Annotated in this window: 15 protein-coding genes; 8 read left to right on the forward strand and 7 right to left on the reverse strand. The window is 57.4% G+C overall.

Features of this window, described 5'->3' with window-relative positions; all coding sequences use genetic code 11:
* Window positions 1–128 precede the first annotated feature (128 nt).
* Entirely contained in the window at window positions 129–2,405 is a 2,277-nt protein-coding gene (gene clpA / locus MXM41_RS09215) for an ATP-dependent Clp protease ATP-binding subunit ClpA (RefSeq protein WP_325931419.1), read from the reverse strand.
* Between the two features lie 30 nt (window positions 2,406–2,435).
* Window positions 2,436–2,756 (reverse strand): ATP-dependent Clp protease adapter ClpS, encoded by a 321-nt coding sequence (gene clpS, locus MXM41_RS09220; protein WP_325931422.1) that lies wholly within the window; start codon window positions 2,754–2,756, stop codon window positions 2,436–2,438.
* Window positions 2,757–3,079: 323 nt separating this feature from the next.
* Between clpS and cspD the strand changes: the two genes are divergently transcribed.
* Window positions 3,080–3,301, forward strand: a complete 222-nt coding sequence (gene cspD, locus MXM41_RS09225; protein ID WP_032617324.1) for a cold shock-like protein CspD — start codon at window positions 3,080–3,082, stop codon at window positions 3,299–3,301.
* A 154-nt stretch (window positions 3,302–3,455) separates the two neighbouring features.
* Here cspD and macB read toward each other — a convergent pair whose 3' ends face one another.
* Together macB and macA are read right to left on the reverse strand one after the other, a co-directional pair.
* A complete protein-coding gene (gene macB / locus MXM41_RS09230) occupies window positions 3,456–5,396 on the reverse strand; it encodes a macrolide ABC transporter ATP-binding protein/permease MacB (protein ID WP_325931425.1) in 1,941 nt (646 codons plus the stop codon).
* A complete protein-coding gene (gene macA / locus MXM41_RS09235) occupies window positions 5,393–6,508 on the reverse strand; it encodes a macrolide transporter subunit MacA (protein WP_325931427.1) in 1,116 nt (371 codons plus the stop codon). Before macA ends, macB begins: the two co-directional genes overlap by 4 nt.
* Before the next feature lie 159 nt (window positions 6,509–6,667).
* Here macA and MXM41_RS09240 point away from each other — a divergent pair, with 159 nt between their 5' ends.
* A complete protein-coding gene (locus MXM41_RS09240; RefSeq protein WP_325931429.1) occupies window positions 6,668–7,624 on the forward strand; it encodes a VirK/YbjX family protein in 957 nt (318 codons plus the stop codon).
* Here MXM41_RS09240 and MXM41_RS09245 read toward each other — a convergent pair.
* The gene (locus MXM41_RS09245; RefSeq protein ID WP_325931431.1) at window positions 7,621–9,279 is read right to left on the reverse strand and encodes an ATP-dependent endonuclease; all 1,659 of its coding nucleotides are present in this window, start codon (window positions 9,277–9,279) and stop codon (window positions 7,621–7,623) included. The two genes, MXM41_RS09240 and MXM41_RS09245, sit on opposite strands and share 4 nt — an antisense overlap.
* 135 nt (window positions 9,280–9,414) lie before the next feature.
* On the reverse strand, window positions 9,415–9,648 hold the full coding sequence (locus MXM41_RS09250; RefSeq protein WP_325931433.1) for a hypothetical protein: 234 nt from the start codon (window positions 9,646–9,648) through the stop codon (window positions 9,415–9,417).
* A 425-nt stretch (window positions 9,649–10,073) separates the two neighbouring features.
* Between MXM41_RS09250 and aqpZ the strand changes: the two genes are divergently transcribed.
* The 4 genes from aqpZ to hcr all read left to right on the forward strand — a co-directional run bounded on the left by aqpZ (window position 10,074) and on the right by hcr (window position 14,623).
* Window positions 10,074–10,769 (forward strand): aquaporin Z, encoded by a 696-nt coding sequence (gene aqpZ / locus MXM41_RS09255; RefSeq protein WP_325931435.1) that lies wholly within the window; start codon window positions 10,074–10,076, stop codon window positions 10,767–10,769.
* 178 nt (window positions 10,770–10,947) lie between these two features.
* The gene (locus tag MXM41_RS09260; RefSeq protein ID WP_325931437.1) at window positions 10,948–11,847 is read left to right on the forward strand and encodes a lysine exporter LysO family protein; all 900 of its coding nucleotides are present in this window, start codon (window positions 10,948–10,950) and stop codon (window positions 11,845–11,847) included.
* A gap of 143 nt (window positions 11,848–11,990) precedes the next feature.
* On the forward strand, window positions 11,991–13,643 hold the full coding sequence (hcp, locus tag MXM41_RS09265; protein WP_325931440.1) for a hydroxylamine reductase: 1,653 nt from the start codon (window positions 11,991–11,993) through the stop codon (window positions 13,641–13,643).
* An 11-nt stretch (window positions 13,644–13,654) separates the two neighbouring features.
* Window positions 13,655–14,623: an NADH oxidoreductase gene (gene hcr, locus MXM41_RS09270; protein WP_325931441.1), complete on the forward strand. Its 969-nt coding sequence runs from the start codon at window positions 13,655–13,657 to the stop codon at window positions 14,621–14,623.
* An 87-nt stretch (window positions 14,624–14,710) separates the two neighbouring features.
* Here hcr and MXM41_RS09275 read toward each other — a convergent pair whose 3' ends face one another.
* On the reverse strand, window positions 14,711–15,145 hold the full coding sequence (locus tag MXM41_RS09275; protein ID WP_325931443.1) for a DoxX family protein: 435 nt from the start codon (window positions 15,143–15,145) through the stop codon (window positions 14,711–14,713).
* A 152-nt stretch (window positions 15,146–15,297) separates the two neighbouring features.
* On the opposite strand from MXM41_RS09275, the gene poxB reads away from it, so the two are divergent.
* Window positions 15,298–17,016 carry a ubiquinone-dependent pyruvate dehydrogenase gene (gene poxB / locus MXM41_RS09280; RefSeq protein ID WP_325931445.1) on the forward strand — a complete coding sequence of 573 codons (1,719 nt, stop codon included), beginning with the start codon at window positions 15,298–15,300 and terminating at the stop codon, window positions 17,014–17,016.
* A 38-nt stretch (window positions 17,017–17,054) separates the two neighbouring features.
* Window positions 17,055–18,056 carry a low-specificity L-threonine aldolase gene (ltaE, locus tag MXM41_RS09285; RefSeq protein WP_325931447.1) on the forward strand — a complete coding sequence of 334 codons (1,002 nt, stop codon included), beginning with the start codon at window positions 17,055–17,057 and terminating at the stop codon, window positions 18,054–18,056.
* Window positions 18,057–18,065 lie beyond the last annotated feature (9 nt).

An 18,065-nucleotide genomic window follows, 5' to 3' on the forward strand; every position in this document is an offset into this window, starting at 1 on the left:
ACGGAACCACCACCGGAGTCGGCATGTTTCCCCTCACCCTAACCCTTTCCCCAAAGAGGAGAGGGAACCGATCGAGCAGGCATAAAAAAACCGGGCTTTCGCCCGGTTTGTATCATCACTCAACAAGATCAGTGAGCCGCTTCCGGCTTATGCTTCGCCGCACTCTGGAAATCATACGTCAGCTCATTCTTCGCCTGATCCAGCGCCACCGTCACCTGCCCACCATCCACAAGCGTTCCAAACAGCAGCTCGTTAGCCAACGGTTTTTTCAGGTTGTCCTGAATCACACGCGCCATTGGACGTGCACCCATCGCACGATCGTAGCCTTTCTCTGCCAGCCAGTTGCGGGCTTCCTGACTCACTTCCAGGGAGACCCCTTTCTGATCCAGCTGAACCTGCAGCTCGACGATGAACTTATCCACCACCTGCTGAATCACCTCGGTAGAGAGATGATCGAACCAGATAATGTTGTCCAGACGGTTGCGGAACTCCGGCGTAAAGACCTTCTTGATCTCTTCCATCGCATCGGTGCTGTTATCCTGGTGGATCAGGCCGATGGATTTACGCTCGGTCTCACGCACCCCGGCGTTGGTGGTCATCACCATCACCACGTTGCGGAAGTCCGCCTTGCGCCCGTTGTTGTCGGTCAGCGTTCCGTTGTCCATCACCTGCAGCAGCAGGTTAAAGACGTCCGGGTGCGCCTTCTCGATCTCATCGAGCAGCAGAACCGCGTGCGGATGCTTGATCACCGCGTCGGTGAGCAGGCCGCCCTGGTCAAAGCCCACGTAACCCGGAGGCGCACCGATCAAACGGCTGACGGTGTGTCGCTCCATATACTCGGACATATCAAAGCGCAGCAGCTCAATACCCAGCGCTTTGGAGAGCTGAACCGTCACCTCGGTTTTCCCCACCCCGGTAGGACCGGCGAACAGGAAAGAACCGACAGGCTTGTGCTCATGCCCCAGTCCGGCGCGGGCCATCTTAATGGCTTCGGTTAAGGCCTCAATGGCTTTATCCTGACCAAAGACCAGCATTTTCAGGCGATCGCCGAGGTTTTTCAGCGTGTCGCGGTCGCTCTGAGAGACGCTCTTCTCAGGGATACGCGCGATGCGGGCCACCACGGACTCGATATCCGCCACGTTGACCGTTTTCTTACGCTTGCTGACCGGCATCAGACGCGCACGCGCGCCCGCTTCGTCGATCACGTCAATCGCTTTATCCGGCAGATGACGGTCGTTGATGTATTTCACCGCCAGCTCTACCGCCGCACGCACCGCTTTCGCGGTATAACGCACGTCGTGGTGCGCCTCGTACTTCGGCTTCAGGCCGTTGATGATCTGCACCGTTTCTTCAACCGACGGTTCAGTAATGTCAATTTTCTGGAAGCGACGCGCCAGGGCACGGTCTTTTTCGAAAATATTGCTGAACTCCTGATAGGTGGTTGAGCCAATCACCCGGATCTTGCCGCTGGAGAGCAGCGGTTTAATCAGGTTGGCGGCATCCACCTGGCCACCCGATGCCGCACCGGCGCCGATGATGGTGTGGATTTCGTCGATAAACAGGATGCTGTTGGTATCCTGCTCCAGCTGTTTCAGCAGCGCTTTGAAACGTTTTTCAAAATCACCACGGTATTTGGTTCCGGCCAGCAGAGAACCGATATCCAGCGAGTAGATGGTGCAGTCGGCGATCACTTCCGGAACATCGCCCTGTACAATGCGCCAGGCCAGCCCTTCAGCAATGGCGGTTTTACCCACACCCGATTCCCCCACCAGCAGCGGGTTGTTCTTGCGGCGGCGGCACAGCACCTGAATCGCCCGTTCCAGCTCTTTATCGCGGCCTATCAGCGGGTCGATACCGCCGACGCGGGCAAGCTGGTTAAGATTGGTGGTGAAGTTTTCCATACGTTCCTCCCCGCCTGCCTGCTCTTCGCTGTTGACCTGATTGCTGGAATCCGATGCCTGGTTCGGCTCGTCTTTTCGCGTTCCGTGAGAGATGAAGTTCACCACATCAAGGCGGCTGACTTCGTGTTTGCGCAGCAGATAGGCAGCTTGCGACTCCTGCTCGCTGAAGATGGCAACCAGCACGTTGGCACCGGTGACTTCGCTACGTCCGGAGGACTGGACGTGAAATACCGCACGCTGGAGTACACGCTGGAAGCTGAGCGTAGGTTGCGTATCGCGCTCCTCTTCACTGACGGGCAGCACAGGTGTGGTCTGTTCGATGAAGGCTTCAAGTTCCTGACGCAGCGCCACCAGGTCCACGGAGCAGGCTTCAAGCGCTTCGCGGGCGGATGGGTTACTGAGCAGTGCAAGCAGCAGGTGCTCGACCGTCATAAACTCATGTCGGTGCTCACGCGCTCTGGCGAAAGCCATGTTTAAACTGAGTTCCAGTTCTTGATTGAGCATAGGCACCTCCCCCAATTTTCATTGCCTTATTCAGGCTTTTTCCAGCGTACACAGCAACGGATGCTCGTTCTCCCTCGCATACTTGTTCACCATCGCCACCTTCGTCTCTGCGACTTCTGCAGTAAAAACACCGCAGATGGCTTTACCATGATAGTGAACCGTAAGCATCAGTTGCGTTGCACGTTCTACATCATAAGAAAAGAACTTTTGTAGCACGTCAATAACAAATTCCATCGGCGTGTAATCATCGTTCATTAACATAACTTTATACATAGATGGCGGTTTTAGCGCGTCGCGCACTTTATCTTCCGCCAGCTTGTCGAAATCGAGCCAGTCGTTCGTCTTACCCATTGTCAGTCGTCATCTTCGTTTACGGTCTCCGGTCGTGTGTCTCTGATGCTGACAGGAGGCTATGCATAACCTGAATCTACCTCAGATATCAGATAACTCACATCTATTATTGCCATCCGCGATGTCTGTCACAATACCCACCAATAGCGTTAACTGCTTCAAATTTTGACTCATTTTTCCCCCCGCTACCCCGGCAAATGCTTGACGATCCCTTTGGTTTATCTAAATTGTACAAGCGTGAGTTGGCGAGGTTTTGAACAGCCCCCACTCCACCACCGGTTCATTACATCTAACTCAATAAGATTTACGAAGGATGTCGAAGCATGGAAACGGGTACAGTTAAGTGGTTCAACAACGCCAAAGGGTTTGGTTTTATCTGCCCTGAAGGCGGTGGCGAAGACATCTTCGCACATTACTCCACCATTCAGATGGATGGATACAGAACGCTGAAAGCCGGGCAGGCCGTCCGGTTCGATGTACACCTTGGGCCAAAAGGTAATCATGCCAGCGTTATTGTGCCCATCGAAGCAGAAGTGGTGGCATAGCCCTCTGTTTCATTGTGTACACCCCGCACTCAAAATGCCAGCCCGATGCGCTGGCATTTTTATTTGTGCGCGGTTGTGCGGCTTAACGTCCGGCAGCGCTGGCACGGGTAGATTTGTAGGCCGGGTAAGGCATAACCGCCACCCGGCAACAGACTCACTCCCGGGCTAAGGCATCCACCGGATCCAGCCGTGCGGCATTTCGTGCCGGCAACCAGCCAAACAGCACCCCGGTAAAGGTAGAACAAAGAAAGGCGGTTAGCAGTGCCATCGGCGAAAAACCAATTTCCCAGCCGGGTAAAAACAGCTGCAGGGTAAAGGCGATTAACAGCGAGAGCGAAATCCCCAGCGCGCCGCCTACCAGGCACACCAGCACCGCCTCAATTAAAAACTGCTGCAGTACATCGCTGGCACGGGCGCCGACCGCCATCCTGATGCCGATTTCACGGGTACGCTCGGTCACCGACACCAGCATGATGTTCATCACCCCTATTCCCCCCACCAGCAGGGAGATGATCGCCACCAGGGTGAGAAAGAGCTGTAAAGTACGTGTGGTCTTTTCCGCCGTTTTCAAGAGCCCGTCCATGTTCCAGGTGAAGAAATCTTTCTTCCCGTGGCGCAGCGTCAGCAGGCGCTCAAGCTGTTGCTCTGCCTGGGCGCTGTCGTAACCATCTTTCACCCGCACGGTGATCGAGTTGAGCCACGACTGCCCCATAATGCGCCCGGAGATAGTGGTGTAAGGCAGCCAGACGCGCAAAATCTTGCTGCTGCCAAACATCGACTGCTTCTCCTCCGCCACGCCAATCACCGTTGCGGGCATGTTGCCCACCAGCACGATCTCGCCCACCACCTTCGCTTTATTGGGGAACAATTGCCGCCGGGAGTTGCTGTCAAGCACCACGACCTGCGCCCGCCCCGCCAGCTGTTCCGCATTGAAGGTGCCCCCTTCACTGAAGGTCATGCCGTAAACGTTAAAGTAATCGCCGCTGACGCCGTTGGCGCTGGCCGCCACGTCGATATTGGCATAGCGCAGACGCAGGTTCTGGGATACCGCCGGGGTGGCGGAATTAACCCACGGCTGCTTCTGGATAGCCGTCAGATCGTCATACTTCAGCGCCTGCTGGTACTGCGGCTCATCATCGCCAAAGTCTTTGCCGGGATAGACGTCGATGGTATTGGTGCCGATAGAACGGATATCTGACAGCACCAGCTGTTTGGCCGCATCCCCCACCACGACAATCGACACTACCGAGGCGATACCGATGATGATCCCGAGCATGGTCAGCAGGGTGCGCATTTTATTGGCGGCCATCGCCAGCCAGGCCATGGTCAGCGCTTCACGGAAGCTGCTGGCAAACTGCCGCCAGCCGGACGGCGGGGGAAGCGCCACCTCCTGTCGCCGCGTCGGGTTGCTGGCGGCTGGCGGGTTGCTGACCAGCTCGCCATCATGGATCTCAACAATCCGCCCGGCCTGGGATGCCACCTGCGGATCGTGGGTAACGATAATCACCGTATGTCCCTGATCCCGTAGCTGGTGCAGGATCGCCATCACCTCTTCCCCGGAGTGGCTGTCCAGCGCGCCGGTCGGCTCGTCGGCGAGGATCACCTGCCCGCCGTTCATCAGCGCGCGGGCAATACTCACCCGCTGCTGCTGGCCGCCAGAGAGCTGCGAAGGCTGGTAATCCACCCGCTCCCCCAGCCCCAGCCGGGTAAGCAGCGCCTGCGCCCGCTCAAGGCGTTTTTTCCGCTCCACGCCCGCGTAGACCGCCGGCACTTCGACGTTTTGCGCCGCGCTCAAATGCGAAAGCAGGTGGTAACGCTGGAAGATAAAGCCGAAATGCTCCCGCCGCAGTTTGGCAAGCGCGTCGCTGTCCAGCGTGGCGACGTCGGTACCCGCCACGCGGTAGGTGCCGCTGGTAGGTTTATCCAGACAGCCGAGGATATTCATCAGCGTCGATTTACCGGAACCTGACGCCCCGATAATCGCCACCATCTCCCCGGCCTCCACCTGCAGGGTGATACCCTTCAGCACCTCCACCGGACCGTCGCCGGAGGGGTAGCTGCGGCGGATATCATTCAGCTCCAGCAGGGCGGTCATTTAACCGCCCCCGGCTGGCTCTCGCTGATGACCACCTCTTCACCCTCTTCCAGCCCTTTAACCACTACCACATCGGTGTCGTTACGCGAGCCGAGGCTCACCTCACGCTCGCGTGTTTCACCGTTACGCAGCACCTTGACGTTATAGCGGTTATCCCCCACCGGCTCTCCCAGCGCCGCCAGCGGAATGGTCAGCACGTTTTTCACCCCGGACAGCTGGATGTGCACCTGCGCGGTCATATCCAGACGCAGCACCCCCTGCGGGTTAGGTACCTCAAAACGGGCATAATAGAAGATGGCGTCGTTAACCTTCTCCGGGGTCGGCAGAATATCTTTAAGCACCCCTTCATAGCGGGTTTGTGGATCCCCCAGCACGGTAAACCAGGCTTTTTGCCCCGGCTTAAGGTGGATCACATCCGCTTCGGAGACCTGGGCTTTCACCAGCATGGTGCCCATATCCGCGAGGGTCAGGATGTTCGGTGCCTGCTGTGCGGCAATCACCGTCTGCCCCTGCAGGGTGGTAATTTGCGTTACTTCCCCGGCCATTGGCGCGACGATACGGGTGTAATCGAGGTTCGTTTTCGCGCTGTCCAGCGAGGCCTGATTGCGTTTGATCTGCGCGTCGATGGTGCCAATCTGCGCCTGCTTCACCGCCAGTTCGGTGACCGCGGTGTCCAGATCCTGCTGCGAGATCGCCTGGGTGGTCGCCAGCTGCCGCTGACGATTCAGGGTCACCTGGGCCAGCTTACGCTCCGCTTCCGCCTGGCTACGCTGGGCGCGCAGCTCCATCAGGGTTGCTTCCACCTCTTTAATCTGGTTTTCGGCCTGCTCCGGGTCGATGACCCCCAGCAGTTGGCCTTTCTTCACCTTGTCGCCAATCTCTACCGACAGCGTTTTGAGCTGCCCGCTGACCTGAGCACCCACGTCAACCTTACGCAACGCGTCCAGCTTGCCCGTTGCCAGCACGCTCTGCTGCAGCTCGCCCGGACGGACAATCAGTGTCTGATATTGCGGCACCGGTGCATTGAGCACCCGCCACAGCCAGAATCCACCCACCAGTACAATCAGCACCAGCAGCAGAAACAGCTTCCTGCGCTTTCCCTTTAAGTTCATAAATATTCCAAATAGCTATTCCGGCTTACATAACTGTTGATTCTAACTAAACCGCGCCTCAACGAAACCCCTGCTTTTGCTGGCGTGTACACGTTATTGAGGAAAGGTTGATATCCCCCCTGCTGAAATAAAACCCTGGCAACAAGACCGGGATCTATTATGTCCTCCATCGCAGAGTCATCTTATTCACATCAGCCGCAACCTAAATCAGCCTGGCAGCTGTTTCAGCATCTGGCATCCGGGACATTAACTCCCGGTCTTGCCTGGCGCAACCCGGCCTACCGCCGCAAGTTTATGCTGCGCTCGCTGATGACGCCGTTCAGCACCGCACGTCTGCTGACTAACCTGGCGAAGCAGCCGCAACTCCTGCAAATGTTACAGGCCCAGCCAGGGCTGCCCTGCCGCCTGCATCGCCCGTGGCTCTCTGTGGCGATGAACCGCCAGCAGACGCTGAAAGCGCTGAACTGGCACTATCAGACTATGCAGCGTCAGCTCCCGGCCACGTTGATGAACGGCTATCTCTCCCGGGAAGGGGTAACGCTCCTGACCCTCACCGGCAAAGACGATCGGCCCTTCACCCTGCGCCTGTGCGCTGACGCCTTTCTCGATAAAGAGGGCGAAGCGACGCTGGCCTTTTGCGACGCACAACAGACGGTGCTGGCAGAGATGACCTTTACGCTGTGTCAGATTAACGGCATTCCAACGCTGTTTATCGGCGGGATGCAGGGGGCAAAAGCCTTTGTACCCCATGAAGCGATCCAGAGCGCCACCAAAGCCTGCCACGGCCTGTTCCCGAAACGTCTGCTGGTGGAGGCCGCCATGACGCTGGGTAGCGCCCTGGCCGTCGAGCAGATTATTGCCGTCAGCAACAGCACCCATATTTACCGCAGCTGGCGTTATCGCAAGAAAAAAGAGGGCAAACTGCTGGCTGATTATGACGGCTTCTGGCTGTCGCTTGGCGGAGAGCGCGACGACGAAGGCAATTTCCGTCTGCCGCTCGCTATGCCGCGTAAACCGATGGAGGAGATCGCCAGCAAAAAACGCGCCGAATACCGTCGCCGCTTCGCCCTGCTGGACAGCCTGATTGAACAGGTCAACCAGGTGACCTGCCGCTAATCCGCCCGCCCGCGCGCCAGCCACAGCACGCGGGAGAACATCTTACGCAACAGCGTTGGAACAGCCTCGACGCCGCGACGTCCGGCCTCCATCGCCACCTCAATCGCCAGATCGGGTTTCGACGACCGGTGAATGGCCTTCATGATCACCCGCCGCATGTTCATCGGAATATCGTCGGGGATCATCGCCACCCGGTGAAAGACATCGGAGAAGCCCTGCCGGTACATGAAATGTTCCATGTCCATAGCGGGGAGCGCCGTCAGGTGCTCCCGCTCCTCTTCGCGGTCATTATTGATAAGCCCGCGCACGGTAGCGGCATATTTTTTACCCGCCTCGTCGCCGTCCACCAGCACATGCCACTCTATGCCCATCCGCCGGGCAAATTTGATCAGCGGTTTGAGTCCCGACTGGGCGAATTCGATCACCTTGATACCCTCGGCATCAAAGTGGTGGCCGCACTGGCGGGCCAGCTCGTTAATCACCCAGGTTTCGGTCTCCCCTTCCACCAGCAGCCAGCAGCGGGCGAACAGCGAGGAGGCGCGATTGAAGCGAATATGAAAGGCGATGCGACGGCTGTCTTCGGCGTTCATCCCCCCGGGCCCCAGGCGATATGCCGTCACGCGGGAGGACTCGCGAACCAGGCGGCAGACATGCTCTACCGGGGTTAACGACAGCAGCTCGCCGGAGTTGGTGGTGGCGATGCGCTGCAGGGGCAGCAGATTCAGCAGGTGCCATGCCACCGAGAGCATGATGGGGTGCAGGCGCGTTTCGGGATCTTCCACCAGCAGCAGCGGACGGGCATCCCGGTCCAGGCGAACGGTGCCTTTGGCCTGCAGCAGGGTTGAGAAGAGCCCCAGCAGGATCACCCGGTGAGAACGACCGCCGGGCCGGTCAATCATGCGGTTGATGATGTCGAGATAGCGCCAGCTACGCTGTTCATCGTGCGAACGACGCCGCATCAGGCGGTTGCGTACCGGCGAAGAGCCCTGCTCGGAGAAGTAGTGTTCCAGTAGCTGCACCATCGCCGACAGCCCCTGGCGGATCTGGCCGTCGGTTAAATTTTGCGGGCGGGCTACCAGCTCGCGAGCCAGATAGTCCAGCTCCCGGGCGGTAACTTCCACATCAGGCATATTGGGTACCGTACCGTTGCGGATGCGGCGCATAAAACGGGCGTCGCGCAGACGCAGCACCGGCATCAGGCGTACCAGATGGCGCGCCCGCTCGTCGATATCGTCAAGCGGCAGGGCATGGCCTTCGGGATCCAGAAAACCGCGCAGCGTCAGGACGCTGTCATCGTCTGCCAGCTCCCCCTCCAGCCGATAAAAAATACGCTGATAGCCGTCATTGCCAGGCACCCAGCAGTCGGCAAGGGGGCGGTAGCGACGGACACGATGGCGACCCGGCTCGGTTTCGCGAAAGGTAAGAATGATATGCAGATGATGTTCACGCCCCAGAACGTCTCCGGGCGGGAACCAGAAATCTTCCCGGACAAAATGGTACAGATCCGCTGCCGGGGAGAGCAGCAATGTTAAGGCATCCAACAGGCTGGATTTACCCCAGGCGTTTTCCCCAATCAGCACGTTGTTGTGCTCAAGCATCAGCGACAGGCGGTTAATACCGCGAAATCCCACGATTTCCACACGTTCAAGTAACATGCACCCTCCGGGAGAGATGAACTTTTTCCTTTAAGTTATCAAGAGTATAGCGCTGGTAGCGAAGAGAGAGTACTGCGATGTGAACCGGAGGGAATAAAAAAGGAGAGCAAGCTCTCCTTACAAACAGTGAATCACTTATTTTTTTGAAAACAGTGAAGAAAAAAGACTCTGCAAAATATTCACAGAAGCTTCAACGATCTGCCCAATACCACGGCCCATCGATTCTCCTGCGGCGGCTGCGTTAGTGGTGCCATTTTTCATGGATGCATCAATAATTTTACCGATGCCCTGACCCAGTGCCGCAGCCGCGTCAGCAATTAAACCCGCACCATTTACCGCGGCGATTTCTTCGGTCTGTAATTCTCTCATTGTAAAAATCCTTTTTCAGAAGTTTGATCGTTATTACCTTATCCGGCAATATTTCCCGAAAATAGTCTTTATGTCTATTTTCGGTTGAATACTATTTATTCCCCTTCACCTGTGTCAATGTTTGCAACCATATTCAGAATATGTCCTGTATTTATCGTCATCATCAATATTAGATAAGTTTGGATGAGATTTATCTATGGATATCCGGTCGCGTAATTCACTTTATAGGCTGTAATTATTTACGCCCATCGTCAGGCGAATGACTTATCATTGTCTTAAATCAATTTCCTCTGAGTTATTCCGCTGGTGAAGGCTCTTTGTCATTTATAAAATATAGCCGCTTGACTTAAGCCCTTAACATTTTGGGGCAATAAATAACACTGCGCGTTAAATAGCCGCAGGGTATTACTTTTACAGAGGTGGATATGTTCAGAAAATTAGCGGCTGAATGTTTTGGTACATTCTGGCTGGTCTTTGGCGGCTGCGGCAGTGCTGTTCTGGCAGCCGCATTCCCGGAATTAGGGATTGGTTTTGTCGGTGTTTCACTGGCCTTCGGCTTAACGGTATTAACCATGGCGTATGCCGTGGGCCATATTTCCGGCGGCCATTTTAATCCGGCGGTGACTCTGGGTTTATGGGCTGGCGGTCGTTTTCCGGCCAGAGAGATCCTTGGCTATATTATTGCCCAGGTGGTAGGCGGGATTATCGCTGCTGCCATTCTGTATGTTATTGCCAGCGGTAAAGCGGGCTTTGACGCCACCGCGAGCGGTTTCGCCTCGAACGGTTTTGGCGAACACTCCCCGGGCGGCTTCTCTATGCTCTCTGCCATCGTGATTGAAATCGTGCTGACCGCAGGCTTCCTGCTGGTGATCCACGGTGCCACCGACAAACAGGCTCCGGCGGGTTTCGCACCTCTTGCGATTGGTCTGGCGCTGACCCTGATCCATCTGATCAGCATTCCGGTGACCAACACCTCCGTTAACCCGGCGCGCAGCACCGCGGTGGCCATCTTCCAGGGGGGCTGGGCGCTGCAGCAGCTGTGGCTGTTCTGGGTAATGCCGATTGTTGGCGGGATCCTCGGCGGCGTGCTGTACCGCACCCTGCTGGAAAAACACGATTAATTTCCTGTGCGTTGTGGTGCCGGGTAGCGGCTTCGTCTTACCCGGCCAACAAAACCCAGGCCGGGCCAGCGCCAGCGCCGCCCGGCTTTAAACCGCACCGGCTCCCCTTTTCCGCCTTTACTGAACAGCCTTAATTGGGTAGTGTCTCAGCGCCACTCAAATAAAGGACCGGTTGTTCATGTTTTCAGGACTCTTAATCATTCTTCTCCCACTGGTCGTGGGCTACCTCATTCCTCTTCGTCAGCTGTCAGCGTTAAAACTGATCAACCGCTTACTAAGCTGGATTGTCTACGTCATCCTCTTTTTTATGGGGATCAGTCTCGCCTTCCTCGATAATCTGGCCACCAATCTGCTCTCTATCCTGCATTACTCCATTATTACGATGGCGGTTATTTTGCTCTGCAATATCGCGGCCCTGTTCTGGCTGGAGCGCACTATGCCGTGGAAAAACCATCACCATCAGGAAAAATTACCCTCGCGCATTGCCATGGCGCTGGAGTCATTAAAATTGTGCGGCGTGGTGGTGCTCGGTTTTCTGCTGGGGCTGACGGGGTTCGCTTTTTTACAGCATGCCACCGAAGCCAGCGAATATACGCTCATCTTCCTGCTGTTCCTGATTGGTATTCAGCTGCGAAATAATGGTATGACCCTGAAGCAGATCGTTCTCAACCGTCGCGGCATGATGGTGGCGGTGGCGGTGGTGGGCAGTTCGCTCATTGGCGGAGTGATTAATGCCTTTATTCTCGATCTGCCGCTCAATACCGCCCTGGCGATGGCCTCCGGTTTCGGCTGGTATTCTCTCTCCGGCATTTTGTTAACCGAATCCTTCGGCCCGGTGATTGGCAGCGCCGCCTTCTTTAACGATCTTGGACGCGAGCTGATCGCCATTATGCTGATCCCGGGACTGGTGCGCCGCAGTCGCTCCACGGCGCTGGGTCTGTGCGGCGCCACCTCAATGGACTTTACCCTGCCGGTTCTGCAACGCTCGGGCGGGCTGGAGATGGTCCCTGCCGCCATCGTGCATGGCTTTATTTTAAGCCTGCTGGTGCCCGTCCTGATGGCGTTTTTCTCAGCCTGATACTTCTTTGGCGGTAGCCCGCTGCCGCCAAAATTGCGCTAAATCAACATCCCTCTATTTTGTAGCAGAAAGCACTTTCCACCGTATCGCCACAGGCATAACCTTAAACATGTATCTCAAATATAACTTTAACAGGTGTGATTATGTTTTGTGTGCAATGTGAACAAACCATCCGTACCCCAGCCGGCAATGGCTGCTCTTACGCACAGGGCATGTGCGGTAAAACCGCAGAAACCTCCGATCTGCAGGATTTACTGATTGCTTCCCTGCAGGGTTTATCCGCATGGGCAGTAAAAGCCCGGGAATATGGCATTATCGATCACTACGTTGATAACTTCGCCCCGCGTGCGTTTTTCTCAACCCTGACGAACGTTAACTTCGACTCTCCGCGCATTGTGGGCTACGCCCGCGAAGCCATTGCCCTGCGTGAAGCCCTGAAAGCCCAGTGCCTCAACGTGGATGCCAGCGCTCGTGTCGCTAACCCAATGGCTGACCTGCAGCTGATCAGCGATGACCTGGGCGACCTGCAGCGCCAGGCGGCGGAATTTACTCCGAACAAAGACAAAGCCGCTATTGGCGAGAACATCCTCGGCCTGCGTCTGCTGTGCCTGTACGGCCTGAAGGGCGCCGCAGCCTATATGGAACACGCCCACGTTCTGGATCAGTACGACAACGACATCTACGCCCAGTATCACAAGATTATGGCGTGGCTGGGAACCTGGCCTGCCGACATGAACGCCCTGCTGGAGTGTTCCATGGAAATCGGCCAGATGAACTTCAAAGTAATGAGCATTCTGGACGCCGGTGAAACCACCAAATACGGTCACCCGACCCCGACTCAGGTCAACGTTAAGGCGACTGAAGGCAAGTGCATCCTGATCTCCGGTCACGACCTGAAAGATCTCTACAACCTGCTGGAGCAGACCGACGGCACCGGCGTTAACGTCTACACCCACGGCGAGATGCTGCCCGCCCACGGTTACCCTGAGCTGCGCAAATTCAAACATCTGATCGGTAACTACGGCAGCGGCTGGCAGAACCAGCAGGTAGAATTTGCCCGTTTCCCTGGCCCCATCGTGATGACCTCAAACTGCATCATCGACCCAACCGTTGGCGCCTACGATGACCGTATCTGGACTCGCAGCATCGTCGGCTGGCCGGGCGTAAGCCACCTTGAAGGCGACGACTTTGGTCCGGTTATCGCCCAGGCACAGCAGATGGCGGGCTTCCCGTACAGCGAAATCCCACACCTGATCACCGTTGGCTTTGGCCGTCAGACCCTGCTGGGTGCCGCCGATTCCCTGATTGACCTGGTGAGCCGCGAAAAACTGCGTCACATCTTCCTGGTGGGCGGCTGTGACGGGGCGCGCGGCGAACGTAACTACTTCACGGACTTTGCCACCAGCGTCCCGGACGACTGCCTGATCCTGACCCTGGCGTGCGGTAAGTATCGTTTTAACAAGCTGGAGTTCGGCGATATCGAAGGGCTGCCGCGTCTTATCGATGCCGGCCAGTGCAACGATGCGTACTCGGCCATCATCCTGGCCGTCACCCTGGCAGAAAAACTGGGCTGTGGCGTAAACGACCTGCCGCTGTCGCTGGTGCTCTCCTGGTTCGAACAGAAAGCGATTGTGATCCTGCTGACCCTGCTCTCGCTGGGCGTGAAAAACATTGTTACCGGCCCAACCGCACCCGGCTTCTTTACCCCGGATCTGCTGGCGGTCCTCAACGAGAAGTTTGGTCTGCGTTCCGTGACCACCGTTGAAGATGACATGAAGCAACTGCTGAGCGCGTAAGGAGTATAAGTATGACGATGCCAACCCATCAGTGCCCATGGCGGATGCAGGTTCATCACATCCACCAGCAAACGCCGGATGTCTGGACAATTTCGTTGCTCTGCCACGACTATTATCCGTACCGTGCCGGACAGTATGCGCTGGTCAGCGTGCGTAACTCCGCAGAGACGCTGCGGGCGTACACGATCTCCTCAACGCCCGGCATCAGCGAATACATTACGCTGACAGTCCGCCGCATTGATAAGGGGGCGGGCTCGCAGTGGCTGACGCACGATGTGAAGCGCGGGGATTACATCTGGCTGTCCGACGCACAGGGGGATTTCACCTGTGACGATAAGCCGGAAGATAAATTCCTGCTGCTGGCCGCCGGCTGCGGCGTGACCCCGGTGATGTCGATGCGCCGCTGGCTGGCGAAGAACCGTCCGCAGGCCGACGTGGAGGTGATCTTCAGCGTGCGTTCGCCGCAGGATGTGATTTTTGCCGACGAATGGCGTAATTATCCGGTTACCCTGGTGGCCGAGAACAACGCCACAGAGGGCTTTGTCGCCGGACGCCTGAGCCGCGAGCTGCTGCAAAGCGTGCCGGACATCGCCTCCCGCACCGTGATGACCTGCGGTCCGGCGCCGTACATGGAGATCGTTGAGCAAGAGGTCAAAGCGCTGGGCGTCACCCGCTTCTTCAAAGAACAGTTCTTTACGCCGGTAGCAGAAGCTGCCGCCAGCGGGTTGAAATTCACCAAACTGCAGCCGGCAAAGACCTTCTTTGGCCGCGTGGGCAGCACGCTGCTGGAGGCGCTGGAGAGTAATAACGTGCCGGTGGTGGCCGCCTGTCGCGCAGGCGTGTGCGGCTGCTGTAAAACGAAGGTGGTGGACGGGAACTATACCGTCACCAGCACCATGACGCTGACGGATGCCGAAGTGGCGGAAGGCTACGTGCTGGCCTGCTCCTGTCATCCGCAGGGGGATTTGGTTCTGGCGTGATGAAAAAGCCCGGTGGCGCTGCCGGGCCTACAAAACCCACAACGTGCAATGAATCCGTAAGCCGGGCAAACGCAGTGCCGCCCGGCGTTACTTCCAGACTGGATCGCTTACCACCGAATACCGCCCAGCCCCTAAAAACGCCACTGCCAGCGCACCCACAAAGAAATAGACCAGGCTCTCAATTGCCCAGGCCCCTACCGCATCCAGCGCGAAGGTTTTCCCGGTGCCTACCATCAGCCACGCCACTACCATGGTAAAGGCCAGCACCAGCGCCGACGGACGGGTAAGAATGCCGAGGATAATCAGGATCGGCGCCACCACCTCACCAATCAACACGCCATACGCGATAAAGCCCGGCAGCCCTTTCGCCACCAGCATTCCTGCAATGCCCCCCACTCCGTCAATAGCCTTATGCAGACCGTGAAACAGCATTAATCCCCCTACTGCCAGTCGCAGCAACAGTTTGCCAAAATCTTCCTGTGTTAGCGTTTTATTAACAGCCATTAACAATGATTTAACCATCTGAATTAACTCCATTTTTTTATCAGCTACCCCGCAGAGTATGACGAAATATTGCACATTGAAAGCAACTAATAATCAGGGGGATTAAACAGGCATAGCGGTGAGTTTCATCTAAGCTTGAAAGCGTTATCACATCGAGGAGACGGACTACCATGAAACAAACCGTGGCGAACTATATTGCGAAAATGCTGGAACAGGCGGGGGTTAAGCGAATCTGGGGTGTCACCGGAGATTCCCTTAACGGTCTGAGCGACAGCCTGAACCGGATGGGCACCATCGAATGGATGCCGACCCGCCATGAGGAGGTCGCCGCGTTCGCCGCCGGGGCCGAGGCGCAGCTTACCGGTGAACTGGCGGTCTGCGCCGGATCCTGCGGGCCGGGCAACCTGCACCTGATTAACGGTCTGTTTGATTGTCATCGCAACCATGTCCCGGTGCTGGCCATCGCGGCACACATCCCCTCGAGCGAAATCGGCAGCGGCTATTTTCAGGAGACGCATCCTCAGGAGCTGTTCCGTGAATGCAGCCACTACTGTGAACTGGTCTCGTCGCCGGAACAGATCCCCCAGGTACTGGCCCTGGCGATGCGCAACGCCATTCTCAAGCGCGGCGTCTCGGTGATCGTTCTGCCGGGCGACGTGGCGCTGAAACCGGCGCCGGAGCAGGCCAGCACCCACTGGTATCCGGCGCCCCAGCCGGTGGTGACGCCCGCCCTCGCCGAGCTGAAAAAACTGGCCCAGCTGCTGCGCTACTCCAGCAATATCGCCCTGATGTGCGGCAGCGGCTGCGCCGGTGCCCATGACGAGCTGCTGGAATTTGCCGGTACCCTTAAGGCGCCGATAGTTCACGCCCTGCGCGGCAAAGAGCATGTGGAGTACGATAACCCATACGACGTCGGGATGACCGGGCTGATCGGCTTCTCGTCAGGGTTCCACACCATGATGAACGCCGATACCCTGGTGCTGCTGGGCACGCAGTTCCCCTATCGCGCGTTTTACCCCACCGACGCCAAAATCATCCAGATCGACATCAACCCCGCCAGCATCGGGGCACACAGCAAAGTGGACATGGCGCTGGTGGGCGACATCAAAGCGACCCTCGCCGCACTTATGCCGCTGCTGGAGGAAAAAACCGATCGCACCTTCCTTGATAAGGCCCTCAGCGACTATCGCGATGCCCGCAAAGGGCTGGACGATCTGGCGAAACCCGGCGACAAAGCGCTGCACCCGCAGTATCTGGCCCAGCAGATCAGCCGTTACGCCGACGAGGACGCCATCTTCACCTGCGACGTTGGCACCCCTACCGTCTGGGCGGCCCGCTACCTGAAAATGAACGGCAAGCGCCGCCTGCTGGGCTCGTTTAACCACGGCTCGATGGCTAACGCCATGCCGCAGGCGCTGGGGGCGAAAGCCACCGCGCCGGATCGTCAGGTGGTGGCAATGTGCGGCGACGGCGGGTTCAGCATGCTGATGGGGGATTTCCTCTCGGTGGCGCAGATGAAGCTGCCGATCAAAATCATCGTCTTTAACAACAGCGTGCTGGGCTTTGTGGCGATGGAAATGAAAGCGGGTGGTTATCTCACCGACGGTACGGATCTGCACGACACCAACTTCGCTGCCATCGCCGAAGCCTGCGGCATCACCGGTATTCGCGTGGAGAAGGCGTCTGAGGTAGATGAGGCTCTTACGCGCGCCTTTGCCACCCCAGGCCCGGTGCTGGTGGATGTGGTGGTCGCCAAAGAGGAGCTGGCCATTCCGCCGCAGATCAAACTGGAGCAGGCGAAGGGCTTTAGCCTGTACATGCTGCGCGCCATTATCAGCGGCCGCGGTGACGAAGTTCTGGAGCTAGCCAAAACCAACTGGCTCAGGTAAAACATTTCACATCACCTTTAAAACTATAGGGATGTGAAATGATCGACTTACGTAGTGATACCGTGACCCGCCCGACGCGCGCCATGCTGGAAGAGATGCTGGCCGCGCCGGTCGGGGACGACGTCTATGGCGACGACCCGACCGTTAATGAACTTCAGCGTTATGCCGCTGAACTCAGTGGTAAAGAGGCGGCGCTGTTCCTGCCAACCGGCACCCAGGCGAATCTCGTGGCCCTGCTCAGCCACTGTGAGCGCGGCGAAGAGTATATCGTTGGTCAGGGTGCGCATAACTACCTGTACGAAGCCGGTGGCGCAGCGGTGCTCGGCAGTATTCAGCCGCAGCCAATTGATGCCGCCGCCGACGGCTCCCTGCCGCTGGACAAGGTCGCCGCCAAAATCAAAGCCGACGACATCCACTTCGCCCGCACAAAACTCCTCAGCATCGAAAACACCCATAACGGCAAAGTGCTGCCGCGCGACTACCTGAAAGCGGCGTGGGAATTTACCCGCGAGCGCAAACTGGGGCTGCACGTCGATGGCGCACGCATTTTTAACGCCGTGGTGGCGTATGGCTGCGAGCTGAAAGATATTACGCAATATTGCGACTCGTTCACCATTTGTCTCTCCAAAGGGCTGGGCACGCCGGTGGGCTCCCTGCTGGTGGGCAACGCCGACTACATTAAGCGCGCAAACCGCTGGCGCAAAATGACCGGCGGTGGCATGCGCCAGGCCGGGATCCTCGCCGCGGCGGGGCTGTATGCCCTGAAAAACAACGTTGTCCGCCTGAAAGAGGATCACGACAACGCCGCGTGGATGGCGAGCCAGCTGCGGGAGATCGGTGCCGACGTGATGCGCCATGATACTAACATGCTGTTTGTCCGCGTCGGGGAAGAGCACGCGGCGGCGTTGGGCGAGTTTATGAAGGCGCGCGGCGTGCTGATTAACGCCTCGCCGGTGGTACGTCTGGTGATGCATCTCGATGTGAACCGCGCGCAGCTGGCAGAGGTGGTTGCTCACTGGCAGGCGTTTTTACAGCGCTAAGGAGCTCTC

Source organism: Leclercia adecarboxylata (genome assembly GCF_035787115.1).
GTDB lineage: Bacteria > Pseudomonadota > Gammaproteobacteria > Enterobacterales > Enterobacteriaceae > Enterobacter > Enterobacter adecarboxylatus_E.

Coding starts and splice junctions, on each gene's coding strand:
- MXM41_RS09275 (WP_325931443.1), bottom strand. CDS start 15,145: ATGGTTAAATCATTGTTAATGGCTGTTAATAAAACGCTAACACAGGAA.
- macB (WP_325931425.1), bottom strand. CDS start 5,396: ATGACCGCCCTGCTGGAGCTGAATGATATCCGCCGCAGCTACCCCTCC.
- hcr (WP_325931441.1), top strand. CDS start 13,655: ATGACGATGCCAACCCATCAGTGCCCATGGCGGATGCAGGTTCATCAC.
- clpS (WP_325931422.1), bottom strand. CDS start 2,756: ATGGGTAAGACGAACGACTGGCTCGATTTCGACAAGCTGGCGGAAGAT.
- macA (WP_325931427.1), bottom strand. CDS start 6,508: ATGAACTTAAAGGGAAAGCGCAGGAAGCTGTTTCTGCTGCTGGTGCTG.
- MXM41_RS09245 (WP_325931431.1), bottom strand. CDS start 9,279: ATGTTACTTGAACGTGTGGAAATCGTGGGATTTCGCGGTATTAACCGC.
- hcp (WP_325931440.1), top strand. CDS start 11,991: ATGTTTTGTGTGCAATGTGAACAAACCATCCGTACCCCAGCCGGCAAT.
- ltaE (WP_325931447.1), top strand. CDS start 17,055: ATGATCGACTTACGTAGTGATACCGTGACCCGCCCGACGCGCGCCATG.
- poxB (WP_325931445.1), top strand. CDS start 15,298: ATGAAACAAACCGTGGCGAACTATATTGCGAAAATGCTGGAACAGGCG.
- aqpZ (WP_325931435.1), top strand. CDS start 10,074: ATGTTCAGAAAATTAGCGGCTGAATGTTTTGGTACATTCTGGCTGGTC.
- clpA (WP_325931419.1), bottom strand. CDS start 2,405: ATGCTCAATCAAGAACTGGAACTCAGTTTAAACATGGCTTTCGCCAGA.
- MXM41_RS09260 (WP_325931437.1), top strand. CDS start 10,948: ATGTTTTCAGGACTCTTAATCATTCTTCTCCCACTGGTCGTGGGCTAC.
- MXM41_RS09240 (WP_325931429.1), top strand. CDS start 6,668: ATGTCCTCCATCGCAGAGTCATCTTATTCACATCAGCCGCAACCTAAA.
- cspD (WP_032617324.1), top strand. CDS start 3,080: ATGGAAACGGGTACAGTTAAGTGGTTCAACAACGCCAAAGGGTTTGGT.
- MXM41_RS09250 (WP_325931433.1), bottom strand. CDS start 9,648: ATGAGAGAATTACAGACCGAAGAAATCGCCGCGGTAAATGGTGCGGGT.